This window comes from Paenibacillus sp. PCH8 (genome assembly GCF_002968835.1).
Lineage (GTDB): Bacteria > Bacillota > Bacilli > Paenibacillales > Paenibacillaceae > Paenibacillus.
This window is the reverse complement of sequence record NZ_PKQK01000003.1, coordinates 485,979-498,071: the sequence shown is the minus strand read 5'-3', so window position 1 is coordinate 498,071 and position 12,093 is coordinate 485,979. Positions and strand designations below refer to the sequence as shown.

The 12,093-nt window shown below is 46.8% G+C and carries 12 protein-coding genes and 1 other annotated feature; of the genes, 8 read left to right on the top strand and 4 right to left on the bottom strand.

Annotated features, from left to right (window positions below):
* Positions 1 to 132: 132 nt before the first annotated feature.
* Positions 133 to 375 (top strand) — a binding site (T-box leader).
* A 113-nt stretch (positions 376 to 488) separates the two neighbouring features.
* On the top strand, positions 489 to 1,751 hold the full coding sequence (gene tyrS, locus C0Q44_RS19550; RefSeq protein ID WP_105408916.1) for a tyrosine--tRNA ligase: 1,263 nt from the start codon (positions 489 to 491) through the stop codon (positions 1,749 to 1,751).
* A 129-nt stretch (positions 1,752 to 1,880) separates the two neighbouring features.
* Here the strand turns inward: tyrS and C0Q44_RS19545 are convergent, their stop codons facing one another.
* The 4 genes from C0Q44_RS19545 to C0Q44_RS19530 all read right to left on the bottom strand — a co-directional run bounded on the left by C0Q44_RS19545 (position 1,881) and on the right by C0Q44_RS19530 (position 4,086).
* The gene (locus C0Q44_RS19545; RefSeq protein ID WP_105408915.1) at positions 1,881 to 2,159 is read right to left on the bottom strand and encodes a YxcD family protein; all 279 of its coding nucleotides are present in this window, start codon (positions 2,157 to 2,159) and stop codon (positions 1,881 to 1,883) included.
* A 5-nt stretch (positions 2,160 to 2,164) separates the two neighbouring features.
* Entirely contained in the window at positions 2,165 to 2,662 is a 498-nt protein-coding gene (locus C0Q44_RS19540) for a hypothetical protein (RefSeq protein WP_105408914.1), read from the bottom strand.
* A gap of 98 nt (positions 2,663 to 2,760) precedes the next feature.
* Entirely contained in the window at positions 2,761 to 3,327 is a 567-nt protein-coding gene (locus tag C0Q44_RS19535; RefSeq protein ID WP_105408913.1) for a PadR family transcriptional regulator, read from the bottom strand.
* A gap of 183 nt (positions 3,328 to 3,510) precedes the next feature.
* Positions 3,511 to 4,086 (bottom strand): beta-class carbonic anhydrase, encoded by a 576-nt coding sequence (locus C0Q44_RS19530; RefSeq protein ID WP_105408912.1) that lies wholly within the window; start codon positions 4,084 to 4,086, stop codon positions 3,511 to 3,513.
* A 225-nt stretch (positions 4,087 to 4,311) separates the two neighbouring features.
* Here C0Q44_RS19530 and C0Q44_RS19525 point away from each other — a divergent pair, with 225 nt between their 5' ends.
* The 7 genes from C0Q44_RS19525 to C0Q44_RS19495 all read left to right on the top strand — a co-directional run bounded on the left by C0Q44_RS19525 (position 4,312) and on the right by C0Q44_RS19495 (position 12,038).
* Positions 4,312 to 5,826 carry a carboxypeptidase M32 gene (locus C0Q44_RS19525; RefSeq protein WP_105408911.1) on the top strand — a complete coding sequence of 505 codons (1,515 nt, stop codon included), beginning with the start codon at positions 4,312 to 4,314 and terminating at the stop codon, positions 5,824 to 5,826.
* Positions 5,827 to 5,985: 159 nt separating this feature from the next.
* Positions 5,986 to 6,990 (top strand): ABC transporter substrate-binding protein, encoded by a 1,005-nt coding sequence (locus C0Q44_RS19520; RefSeq protein WP_105408910.1) that lies wholly within the window; start codon positions 5,986 to 5,988, stop codon positions 6,988 to 6,990.
* Between the two features lie 30 nt (positions 6,991 to 7,020).
* Positions 7,021 to 7,815, top strand: coding sequence for an ABC transporter ATP-binding protein (locus tag C0Q44_RS19515; RefSeq protein ID WP_105408909.1), 795 nt, complete (start codon positions 7,021 to 7,023; stop codon positions 7,813 to 7,815).
* 38 nt (positions 7,816 to 7,853) lie between these two features.
* A complete protein-coding gene (locus tag C0Q44_RS19510) occupies positions 7,854 to 8,645 on the top strand; it encodes an ABC transporter permease (RefSeq protein ID WP_105409311.1) in 792 nt (263 codons plus the stop codon).
* A 327-nt stretch (positions 8,646 to 8,972) separates the two neighbouring features.
* Positions 8,973 to 9,950 carry an aromatic acid exporter family protein gene (locus tag C0Q44_RS19505; protein ID WP_105408908.1) on the top strand — a complete coding sequence of 326 codons (978 nt, stop codon included), beginning with the start codon at positions 8,973 to 8,975 and terminating at the stop codon, positions 9,948 to 9,950.
* A 75-nt stretch (positions 9,951 to 10,025) separates the two neighbouring features.
* Complete coding sequence (locus tag C0Q44_RS19500; protein ID WP_062835006.1) at positions 10,026 to 10,586, top strand: outer spore coat protein CotE; 561 nt, start codon at positions 10,026 to 10,028, stop codon at positions 10,584 to 10,586.
* Between the two features lie 201 nt (positions 10,587 to 10,787).
* Positions 10,788 to 12,038 carry a putative amidoligase domain-containing protein gene (locus tag C0Q44_RS19495; protein ID WP_258166451.1) on the top strand — a complete coding sequence of 417 codons (1,251 nt, stop codon included), beginning with the start codon at positions 10,788 to 10,790 and terminating at the stop codon, positions 12,036 to 12,038.
* The last annotated feature ends 55 nt before the right edge of the window (positions 12,039 to 12,093 follow it).

Here is a 12,093-nt window from a genome sequence, read left to right as displayed (position 1 = left end):
GGTATTCTTAGGTTGTGAAGAAGCTGCCATAGGCGGCTTTTTCATTACCATGTCAAGTAGACTACACATCCGTTTATTACTACTTCTTGCATTGACTTGGTTGTTCCGCTATACTGGCTATAATTGAATACATGAAATACGTTGATGGAGCGCAGTAGCGGCTTTGTCCCTGTTACAGAAAGTCAGGGGTTGATGGAACCTGATACATACAAGGGCTGCGAATTACACTCTGGAGTACTTGGGTAATGCCAAGCGGAAAGGCAAACGATATATTGCCGAAAGTGGTATGGACCACTTTATTGGAGCATAAGAAACGTTCGAATGAGTTGTCCGTGCAATCTGGGTGGTACCACGGTTATGATAATCGTCCCTATGTCTAATGAAGACAAGGAGGCGATTTTTTTGTGTCCAAAAATGCCACTGCACTTATTATTCGCAATTGAACGTAATCATGAATGAATCTTAACGATAGAAAAGGGGTTATACGAATGAATATTATTGATGAACTACAGTGGCGTGACGCCATTAACCAGCAAACGGATGCAGAGGGACTGCGTGAGTTAACTGAAACGAAGTCGATTTCCTTGTACTGCGGCGTTGACCCTACGGGGGATAGTATGCATATCGGACATCTGATTCCCTTCATGATGCTGAAACGTTTTCAACAGGCAGGACACCGCCCAGTCATTCTGATTGGTGGAGCTACAGGCACGATTGGTGATCCAAGTGGGCGTCAGGCAGAGCGTTCTTTACAAACGATGGAGCAGGTGCAGGATAATGTGGATGCACTAACTGCACAGATGAAGAAGTTGTTTGTTACGGACGGGGATAATCAGGTTCGTATGGTGAACAACTATGATTGGACACACAAAATCAATATCATTGAATTTCTGCGTGACTACGGCAAAAACTTCAACCTCAACACTATGCTTGCGAAGGATGTAGTTGCGAGCAGACTGGAAGGCGGAATTTCGTTCACCGAATTTTCCTACCAGATTCTTCAGTCACTCGACTACCTGCACCTGTTCCAGCACGAAGATGTGCAGCTGCAAATCGGTGGTTCTGATCAATGGGGGAATATCACAAGCGGTCTCGATCTGATTCGTAAGAAAGAAGGATCTGAAGCGAAAGCGTATGGTCTGACCATTCCGCTGATGCTCAAGTCCGATGGAACCAAATTTGGCAAAACAGCTGGAGGTGCAATCTGGCTTGATCCGAACAAAACGACACCATTTGAGTTCTATCAGTTCTGGGCGAATACAGATGACCGAGATGTCATCAAATATCTCAAATACTTCACTTTCCTGAGCAAAGAAGAAGTTGAGGCCTTGGCTGAAAAGGTAGAGACCGAGCCGCACAAACGTGAAGCGCAGAAGGCACTCGCAGAAGAAATGACGAGATTCGTCCATAGTGAGGATATGTTGGAGCAGGCTAAGCGTATTACGGCCGCGTTATTTAGTGGAGATATCCGTTCCCTGACAGCGGATGAAATCGAGCAAGGCTTTAAGGAAATGCCAACATTTGAAACGGATGGCGAAGCCAAAAACATCGTGGATTGGCTGGTGGATCTTGGTCTGGAGCCATCCAAACGCCAGGCGCGTGAGGATATCACCAAAGGTGCCATTTCCATGAATGGTGAGAAAATCACAGAGCTTGAATTCACGGTTTCAGCAGAGCATGCGATTGGTGGTACATTCATCATTATCCGCAAAGGTAAAAAGAACTACAGTCTGGTTAAACTTCAATCCTAGGTTTTTAGCCAGCACTGTCATCGTCATGCATGTATAAACGAATCAAAAGGAACGTATTCCTATCTGTCGGATGGCAGAAGGGATACGTTCCTTTCATGTAAAAAAGCCCCCATATGGGGGCTTTATGCTTTATTGATTGACAATCGCAGTGATCTCTTCATCGAGATCCAGTCTTACATCTTCTCGATATGCTCGGACATTATATTCACTGTGCAGGTAGCGAAGAATGGCTTCAATCATATTGGATTCGACCAGGTATTGACTACGACCTTGAACCCAGACTTCTGCGGAATAACCTGTATCTTCTTCCCAGCTCAGTTCTACGTTTACATCGGTTGGACGTACACCTTTACGTTCTGCCGTGTGAATACAGATCGCATTCACAATTTCATCCATGCTCAGAACCATAGAGATTAGTACCGTCCGTTTCTGTTGTTATCATCATCCCGATTATCACGGCGGTTATAACGACCATCTGCTGCCGGTTTACGACGATTTGTAATGGCTCTGAAGAGTGCCATAGCCAACATAACGATCAACATAATAGCTGCAACGTTTACAAGCAATCCAAGAATGTTACCCAGAGCGCCCATGCCACCAAACAATCCGCCGAACATCATACCAGCAAGACCACCAAGCATCATGCCTTTCATGAATCCGCCGCCACCGCCGAAGAATCCACCACGATTCGTTGCAGCTGCACCGTTATTGGAATTGTTACGTGAATTGGATTGGCTCACATTATTGTCAGACTTCTTAGGTGTATTGTTATAACTTTTCGTACCGGATTTGAATCCGCCACCACGTCTTGCATCTGCAGAATCCGGATTGGTTACTCCGACTGTTGCGAACAATAATGTAAAGGCCATAAATACCATCATTAAATGTTTAACTCCAAATTTTTTCTTCATTGTAAAGATCGTACCCCCCGATTAATTTGTTTGAATCGCCCCAAAATGGGCCTTACTCATGTAATACGATCAACTTGCAGGAACGTTTCAAATTTTGGTTAAATTTCTGAAACGCTTGGACTCGGGTCTTGAATTGCAGCTTGGCCATCAAGAAGTTGGGTAACCCAGTTACACCATTCGAGGCCTGTTTGTGCATGCATTAACCCTTTTTGAACCAGGATGTAGCTTCCAAACTCTCGGTTGCCTACACGAAGATTATCCTGAGGTATTCGTGATTTCAAACCCTCGAAATAACGTATGCGTTCCATAAACCAGCTTTTACGCTCATTCAGAATGCGTCTCATGCTTCCGTCTTCCGCTATGCCAACACACAAAATACGTAAATTAAACTCATCACGTGTAACCGGTGCGGTAACGGGAGTGATCATCCATCCCAAGAGCTTTTCAATGCCTTTTTCCGTAACTGCGTACATTTTTTTGTCCGGTTTGTCAGACTGTTGTACCCAGCGGGAGGCCAATAACTCATCGTTTTCCATCTTGGACAGGAGTGGGTAGATCTGGCTGTGTTTGGCCTGCCAATGAGGCTGTATCTTCAGCATCAGATCATAGCCCGATGACTCCTCGCGGGTAAGCAGCCCGAGCAAACCATAGGAAAGTATGTTCATGCACATGTCTCCTTAATATTAGGGCTGGGCCAGAGAAAACAATCAGATAACAATCGATTTCGCTTTCTTTGACCGCTTTCATAAAAGTGTACACTGAAACTGTATGGTTTGACAACCTGATAGCATAACTGCCTTAATTTAGACAAAAAGAGTGCGAACCATAAGGTCCGCACTCCAAACGATTTAGAGAGATGCCTGTTGTCCATACCCCTCAGCAACAAGATCAAGCTCACCTGTGTGAGAATCAATGACCATGCCGTGGACGGGTACATTGGGCGGAAGTAATGGATGTTTCTTGATCACTTCCACAGTATGTTTTACCCCTTCTTCGACGCTGTCAAACCCGCGCAACCACTTTTGCAAACGGATGCCAGAGTTCTCTAGGGTTGTCATGACTTCTTCAGATACACCACGCTCGACCATATGTCCGATCATCGTCTCTGCATGAAGGGAAGCCATACCACATTCCGTGTGTCCCACAACCAGAACTTCATCTGCTCCCAGTTCATAGATGGCGACAAGCACACTACGCATTACACTGCCGAAAGGCTGAGAGATAATCGCGCCTGCGTTTTTGATGATTTTCACATCACCGTTCTTCAGATTCATGGCCTTGGGCAGCATTTCTACCAGACGGGTATCCATACAGGTGATGATGACCATCTTTCTGGTTGGAAACTTGCCTGCCGTATACTTTTCGTATTCTTTGGTCTCGACAAATGATTTGTTGTAAGCCAGAATCTCTTGAATGTTGTTCATGTCCATTGCCTCCTGTTATCCAATACGACGAGCACGGCCACTTGCATTTGATGCAGCTTGTCCTACGCGCCCTTGCTTGATTAGTATGTCACGGTCAGCATATGGCATTACTCCGATCTTTGAGAAGAATAATGCCAATTGCCTCTGTTAAAAGTTGATTATACGCAATGCAAAAAGTATCATCAATAGGGTGTCCAAACTTTTTTGAAGAGGTGAACGTTAACAATGGATAAACAAACACAGGAATATTTGGAATCCTTCCGCAATTTGGCTCGTAAAATTAAAAGTTATCATGAAGCTATTGGTTTGCTTCACTGGGATCTGCGCACAGGTGCGCCGAAAAAAGGTGTTCCGACCCGTTCGGAGACCCTAGGCATGTTATCGACCGAAGCTTTCAAACTGCAAACTTCAGCGGACATGAAACTCTACCTCGATACACTAACAACTCCGGTAGTACTGGAACAACTTGCGGATACAGACCGTCGTCTGATTGAAGATTGCAAGAAAGAATATGACCGAAGTCAGTCTGTACCGCCCGAAAAAGTACAAGCGTACACTATTCTCACGGCCAAGTCGGAGACCGCTTGGGAAGATGCAAAACATAACAGTGATTATGCCGGATTCTCCCCGTATCTGACAGAGATCGTTAAACTCAAACAGGAGTTTATCGACTATTGGGGTGTCAAAGACACACGTTATGATACGTTGCTTGATATGTATGAGCCGAATCTGACCGTTGAGAAAGTAGATGCAGTATTTGCACGCCTCAAGGCACGTCTAGTTCCTCTGCAAGAGAAGATTAATGCTTCGGACAATAAACCGAACACGGAGTTCCTGAATCAGCTGTTCGACAAGAAAGAACAGGAAAAGTTCAGCCTGTTCATCCTGGAACAGATGGGATATGACTTCGAGGCGGGGCGACTGGATGAGAGTGTTCATCCTTTTGCAACGGGCCTTAACCCGGGTGATGTGCGGATCACAACGAACTATTTACAGGATGATGTGACAAGCGCAGTCTTCAGTTCTCTGCATGAGGGTGGACATGCCCTGTATGAGCAGAATATCGATGAGAGTCTCGCGGGTACGCTTCTCGCTGAAGGAACGTCCATGGGTATTCACGAGTCACAGTCCCGTCTATGGGAAAATATGATTGGTCGCAGCCTGCCATTTTGGACACGTTATTATAAGGATTTGCAGCAGCATTTCCCGCAATTGAATGAGGTTGAACTGGAAGATTTCTATCGTGCAATCAATCGGGTGGAGAGTTCTTTAATTCGGATTGAAGCAGACGAACTGACGTACAATCTTCACATTATTATCCGATATGAGATTGAGAAAATGTTGTTCAATGATGGCCTTGAAGTGAAAGACCTGCCAGAGACCTGGAATGCAAAGTACAAGGAATACCTAGGTATTATGCCAACGAATGATGGCGAGGGTGTTCTTCAGGATGTCCACTGGTCCGGTGGCGACTTTGGTTATTTTGCTTCGTATTCACTGGGTAACATGTATGCAGCTCAAATTCTACATACATTGCGCAAGGAAATGCCGGAGTTTGATAGCCATATTACCGAAGGTAATCTTATTCCAATCAAGGAATGGCTTACAGAAAAGATCTATCGATATGGCAAAAGTCGCACGCCTTCCGAATTGATAGTTGCCGTAACGGGTGAAGAATTGAACCCGGACTATCTGGCTGACTATCTGGAAGCCAAATATGCCGAGATCTATAAGCTGTAGGTATCCTTGAAACGGGATATCAATACTACGAATGGAAGAGCTGAAGAGTGGGGCACATTGCCCGACTCTTTTTTGCATCCAAGTTCTTAACCTTTTGCTGGGCATCAGCATATCCATAATAGAGAGAAACTGCTGTAACCAGTGAAGGAGGGAAACAACATGAAATACACGCCATGGTTCGTCCGGGGCATCGTTATTCTGCTGATTATCATTGTGGCACTCACCAGTTGTAACAAGGAAGAGAATGAAGGCAAGATCACAATTGGCGAAGTGACACGTTCGGTATTTTATGCACCGGAATATGTGGCCGTGGCCCAGGGTTTTTTTGAGGAACAGGGACTTGAGGTGGACATTCAGACGACTGCTGGTGGGGACAAAACAATGGCGGCATTGCTCGCTGGTTCAGTGGATATTGCGCTGGTAGGAGCGGAGACGTCCATCTATGTCTACCAGCAGGGAGCGGAAGATCCGGTCATTAACTTTGCCCAGCTCACTCAGACGGATGGTACTTTTCTATTCGCTCGTAACCCGGAAGGCAGCTTCGATTGGGAGCAACTGAGGGATTCCACATTTCTTGGACAGCGTAAGGGCGGAATGCCGCAAATGTCAGGGGAGTTCACTTTGAACAAACATGACATTGATCCGCAAACTGATCTGGAGCTGATTCAGAATGTGGACTTTGCAAATATTGCGTCCGCTTTCGCGTCGGGCACGGGAGATTATGTACAGTTGTTTGAACCCCAGGCATCCATCTTCGAGCAAGAAGGTCGGGGCAAGGTGGTTGCATCCTTCGGAGCGGAAGGCGGTCATCTGCCTTATACCGTCTTTATGACGAAACAAAGCTATCTTAACGAAAATAAAGATATCGTTCAGAAGTTTACGAATGGTCTGCACAAAGCGCAAGTCTGGGTAGATTCTCATACGGCTGAAGAGATTGCCGAGGTCATTACTCCCTTTTTCAAAGACATCGATCCGGCCATTCTAATCAGCAGTGTGAACCGTTATAAGGAACAGGGCACGTATGCAACGGACCCCATCATTGATGAAGAAGAGTGGAACAATCTGCTTGATGTGATGAGTGCTGCCGGAGAATTGGAACAACGTGTGGATTTAAATGTAATTGTGGACAATACCTATGCGGAAGAAGCTGCGGTATCGAAGTAATGGGGTATTCAGGAAAGGAAGTGAGCAGGAATGCCTGAATCCGAAAGTGTGATCCGACTGGAAGGGATATCTCAAGTCTACGTTAGCGAGCGGGAAGCTACGTTGGTGATCGAAGACTTGAGTCTTGAGATCCAAAAAGGGGAGTTCGTCAGTCTCGTTGGTCCGAGCGGCTGTGGTAAAACGACATTGTTGTCCATTATCGCTGGACTGCTCACACCCACCCGAGGAGAGGTCAAGGTTAAAGGCAAGCTTGTTGACGGTCCCTCTGCACAGATTGGTTATATGCTTCAACAAGATTATCTGTTTCCTTGGCGGACCATTCTGGATAACGCACTGATTGGACTCGAACTGACAGGCAGACTGGATGCAAGAAGCCGTGAGCGTGCACGTGAACTGTTGGTAAGTATGGGGCTCGCAGGGACAGAAGAGCAGTATCCTTCGGAGCTTTCGGGAGGTATGCGACAACGGGTGGCGTTGGTGCGAACGCTGGCGACTGACCCAGGAATTCTCTTGCTGGATGAGCCTTTCTCAGCACTGGATTATCAGACCAAGCTGCAATTGGAAGATCTGGTCTCGGATACGTTAAAAGAGTTTGGCAAAACTTCTGTACTCGTTACACATGACTTGTCTGAAGCCATTGCGGTCAGTGATCGGGTCATTGTGCTTAATCGTAGTCCGGGCCGCATCCGGCGTGAGTTCATTATTCCTGATGGAATTCGAAATGCTCAGCCGTTCCACGCAAGGGAGCAAGCAGGATTTAATGATTTGTTTCAAGCGTTATGGAGTGAACTGGATCAGTCCGGGGGAGGTGAGAAAGACGCGTGAATCAGACGAATCCTAAGCAGGAACAGCGGGACGAATGGATGGGACAGCTGCATCGGAACCATATTCAGCAGGTGGCCAGATGGCGACATCAAGTGCTTGCTGTACAGTTATCTATGCTGGTATGTATGTTTTTGTTGTGGGAACTGGCAGGCAGACTTCGCTGGATTGATGTATTGTTGTTCAGTTATCCGAGCAAAATTTTTGCTCAGATTGGGAAGGATATCGCAAGTGGCGAGCTGTGGGCACATGTCGGGGTAACCGTAGGGGAGACGGCGGTTGGTTTTTTGCTGGGAACACTTGTCGGAACCCTGCTTGCCGTTCTGATTTGGTGGTCTCCTTTTCTATCCAAGGTGCTCGACCCCTATATGGTTGTGTTCAACAGCATGCCCAAGGTAGCACTCGGCCCCATCTTCATTGTCATGTTTGGTGCGGGTTTTACAGCCATTGTCATGACCACATTGTCCATCACGGTTATTATCACAACCCTTGTGGTGTATAACAGCTTCAATGAAGTCGACCCTAATTATATTAAAGTCATTCGTACGTTTGGTGGAGACCGTTCCGAGATTTTCACAAAAGTGGTATTACCAGCTTCTTTTCCGGCTATTGTATCTACCCTGAAAGTCAACGTGGGCATGGCTTGGGTCGGTGTCATTGTGGGTGAGTTTCTGGTTGCTAAACAGGGACTTGGGTATCTGATTATTTACGGGTTTCAGGTGTTTAACTTCACACTGGTATTATCGAGCTTGTTAATCATTGCTGCAGTTGCCACAGCCATGTATCAACTTGTCGTCTATGCAGAGCGCAAATTACTTGCAGGGCGCAGATAACTCGGCAGAGTTTACTCGTATGTTGATTGGATATCATATGTAACCAATTTCACAAGGGGTGTCACGTTGCCCGATACCGTAAAATCAAGTACCATAATTAGTATGAATATTCCGCGCAGATCCGGAATGAATGCGATGATTGGAGAAGAGGGCCTTGAGGTTCTGTCGCAACGATCTAACTTGCCAGCGTCCCTCATTCGGGGCGCGTTGCTGTGACCGGCATGCGTGCGCATGTCGGTTGATGTCGTCTAATTAGCAGTTGGATGAGTCATACTAGTCATTAGGGTTCCAAACACTTTTTACAGCTTAGAGGAGATGGAATGTTAAATGGGTTTTAGGGTAATTAAAACTGCAATCGCTGCGCTAATGGCCGTGCTGATTGCAGACTGGTGCGGCTTGCCAGGACCAACATCAGCGGGGTTGCTGGCTATTCTTGGCGTTGATGTGACGAGGAAAAGAAGTATTCGCACCATATCGGCGAGATTCTTCGCCTCGGTAGTCGGACTTTTATTTGCAAGTGTACTTTTTCACTTTCTGGGCTTCCACTATTGGGTGCTGGCCGTATACATATTAATTGCATTTCCGGTTATTGTCCGGGTCGGTTTCAAGGAAGGTATTGTAACAGGTTCGGTCGTCGTGTTTCGGGTATTCGGTGGTGGGGAGATGGACATCCATGTCATCCTCGTGCAAGTGGCTTTACTGCTGATTGGTCTCGGTTCGGCCATGGTGGTCAATCTGGCCTATATGCCTGCAGCAGATCCACAGATGTTACGTATTCGCAAACGAATCGATGAACTTTTCTCCAAGATTTTCAAAGAATTCTCGGCAACGCTACGCAATCCCAATGAAGTGTGGGCGGGGAGAGAACTGATTGAAGCAGATAAAGCGATTCTGGGCGGTATTGAAGCAGCCAAACGTTCGCTGGAGAATCAGGTGATCCATCCGAATGAGGAATGGAGTGTCTACTTCTATATGCGCAAAACACAGCTCGATTCCATTCAGCACATGATGCATCTGGTATCCCAGATCTATCAGAAGATGCCACATGCGGAGATGGTATCGGAGCTGTTCGATCAGCTTAGTCAGGATGTACTTACTGAATCCTACACTGGACGAACTGAAAAACTTCTAGCAGATGTGCAGGAAGAATTCAAACGAATGGAATTGCCAGATACAAGGGAAGAATTCGAGATTCGTTCCGCAATTCTCCAGTTGTGCCGGGAACTCGCGTTGTATCTGAAGATTGCAAAGAAGGACAAAGCGCCGTCCCCGATTTCAGAGCGATCCCAATCTACACAAGAATAATAGAAAATAGTTGTCACCCTAGACGGATGCCCTGCATACACTTGTAGTGAATGATTGTATGGAGGAGGTTTAAAGATGTCATTGAGTCATAAACATCAATGTAGAGAGATTATCACGAAGGCGATCTGCGGCAAAGGTCGTAAGTTCTCTACCGTAACACATACCGTGACTCCGCCGAATGGACCGACAAGTATTTTGGGGGCTTGGATTATCAACCACCAATATGAAGCCGTATCAGCGGGTGACGGAATTGAAGTTATTGGTACTTACGATATCAACATTTGGTATTCCTATGACAAAAATTCGCAGACGGATGTAGCGAAAGAAACGGTGTCGTATGTAGAACATGTACCTTTGTCCTATCTGGACCCGAAACACCGGACTTCCACAGTAGAAGTATCTGCGGATGCAACGCAGGAACCTAGCTGTGTGGAAGCCACTGTATCTGCAGGTGGAAGCAGCGTAATTATCCGGGTAGAACGGGAATTCGCTGTGGAACTCGTTGCCGAAACCAAAGTTTGTGTGAAGGTCTGCACAGATGGTTGCGGTGATTACGAAGACAAGGATTATGACTTTGGCAGTGGCGATGGAGATTATGACGATCTCGATCCCGATCTGCTCGACGATGAGCTGTAAGTTTGATGCCTGTGTTCAATAAGTTAAGGTATCATATGCGCCGGGAGGTGCGTTGAAGAGGGCGTAAGCCCTCTTTCTTCTTAATTAACTAAAAATGGGTGATAATGAGCCTCGCCAAGTGCCTGGAATACCTTTCATGAGAAGGCTCCGCATTGCGGGGTTATTTTTATTTGAGTGGCCTGAATAGGAAGGAGGGGTGAGATGAATGTACTGGAACAAACCGAGGAAGCGTTGCGGCGATATCAAAACATGACTTCTGGTGAACGAACAGAGCGATTAAAACAGGCGGGTATCGAAGTATTGGCACTTCGAGACCTGCGAAAGCGTGAACCGGGCCTTCGTGTACGTTACGATGTGGAGATCAGTTGTCTGCAGGCTATCCGAATTAAACGCAAGGATACAAGTGGTATGGGAGGGGCGCAGGAAAGTCTACTGGAGCGCGAAGCGGCATCGACCTTGTACAGGCGTGTTGAACGACTTGCGATCAAAACATTGTATACGCTGGGACTGGATCATGGAGCTGTTCGAATGGAAGCCTCCGGGAACGGTGGCTGTGCGGTGATTTCGATTGATCCCCGTCCCTGGAAAGGTGTGACCAACCTCGCTGTAGCCTACAGGGAAAGCTGGAAACGGCATCAGGAACTGCTTGATGAGGAGCGGAATCACAGTCCTGTTCCGGTACTTGGTATGGACCCGGAGTTCCTTCTGGTACAGATGCCGGAATCCAAAATTGTACCTGCCTCCAGATTTCTCGAACGCACTGGAATGGCAGGTTGTGATTCCGTGACCATTGGTGGTCGGCGCATATATCCGGTTGCCGAATTGAGACCCGCTCCCAGCTCCGAGCCACGCGAGCTACTGGCTCACCTGATGAAGGCATTCGCAGCAGCCTCTCGTAGCATCAGCGATCATTCGCTCATCTGGCAGGCGGGAGGCATGCCGCAACGCGGGCTACCTCTGGGCGGTCATATTCATTTTAGCGGCGTGAATATGACCGGAGAACTGCTTCGCTCACTGGACAATTATCTGGCATTGCCACTGGCATTTCTTCAGGATCCTCGTGGATCGGGCAGACGGCCCCGTTACGGAGCACTCGGTGATTTTCGACTGAAATCCTACGGTGGTTTTGAGTATCGCACATTACCGAGCTTTCTTGTGTCCCCTCTTGTAGCCAAAGGGGTTGTGGCCTTGTCAGGTCTGATTGCAGGCGGGTATACTCAATTACGGCAGCGCCCATTGGCTGAAGCTGCAATTCACACCGCGTTTTATGAAGGAAAGCGCGATGTAATGCAGAGATATATTCCAGCTTTGTTAGATGATCTGAAGAATGTGGACGGATACGCCCGTTATGAACGGTATGCATCTCCGTTCATTCGTCAATTAGAGCTGGGAAGAACCTGGGATGAAAGCCGGGATATTCGTAAACTCTGGAATATTCGGGCAGGTTCATGAAGTATGGACATTTTTTTGATATAATAAGAAACAAGTCTTTTATAAGTTTTAGCTA

Bases quoted from the DNA above. Each gene is read 5' to 3' on its own strand.
- tyrS (WP_105408916.1), top strand. From the start codon at position 489: ATGAATATTATTGATGAACTACAGTGGCGTGACGCCATTAACCAGCAA.
- C0Q44_RS19545 (WP_105408915.1), bottom strand. From the start codon at position 2,159: ATGGTTCTGAGCATGGATGAAATTGTGAATGCGATCTGTATTCACACG.
- C0Q44_RS19540 (WP_105408914.1), bottom strand. From the start codon at position 2,662: ATGAAGAAAAAATTTGGAGTTAAACATTTAATGATGGTATTTATGGCC.
- C0Q44_RS19535 (WP_105408913.1), bottom strand. From the start codon at position 3,327: ATGAACATACTTTCCTATGGTTTGCTCGGGCTGCTTACCCGCGAGGAG.
- C0Q44_RS19530 (WP_105408912.1), bottom strand. From the start codon at position 4,086: ATGAACAACATTCAAGAGATTCTGGCTTACAACAAATCATTTGTCGAG.
- C0Q44_RS19525 (WP_105408911.1), top strand. From the start codon at position 4,312: ATGGATAAACAAACACAGGAATATTTGGAATCCTTCCGCAATTTGGCT.
- C0Q44_RS19520 (WP_105408910.1), top strand. From the start codon at position 5,986: ATGAAATACACGCCATGGTTCGTCCGGGGCATCGTTATTCTGCTGATT.
- C0Q44_RS19515 (WP_105408909.1), top strand. From the start codon at position 7,021: ATGCCTGAATCCGAAAGTGTGATCCGACTGGAAGGGATATCTCAAGTC.
- C0Q44_RS19510 (WP_105409311.1), top strand. From the start codon at position 7,854: ATGGGACAGCTGCATCGGAACCATATTCAGCAGGTGGCCAGATGGCGA.
- C0Q44_RS19505 (WP_105408908.1), top strand. From the start codon at position 8,973: ATGGGTTTTAGGGTAATTAAAACTGCAATCGCTGCGCTAATGGCCGTG.
- C0Q44_RS19500 (WP_062835006.1), top strand. From the start codon at position 10,026: ATGTCATTGAGTCATAAACATCAATGTAGAGAGATTATCACGAAGGCG.
- C0Q44_RS19495 (WP_258166451.1), top strand. From the start codon at position 10,788: ATGAATGTACTGGAACAAACCGAGGAAGCGTTGCGGCGATATCAAAAC.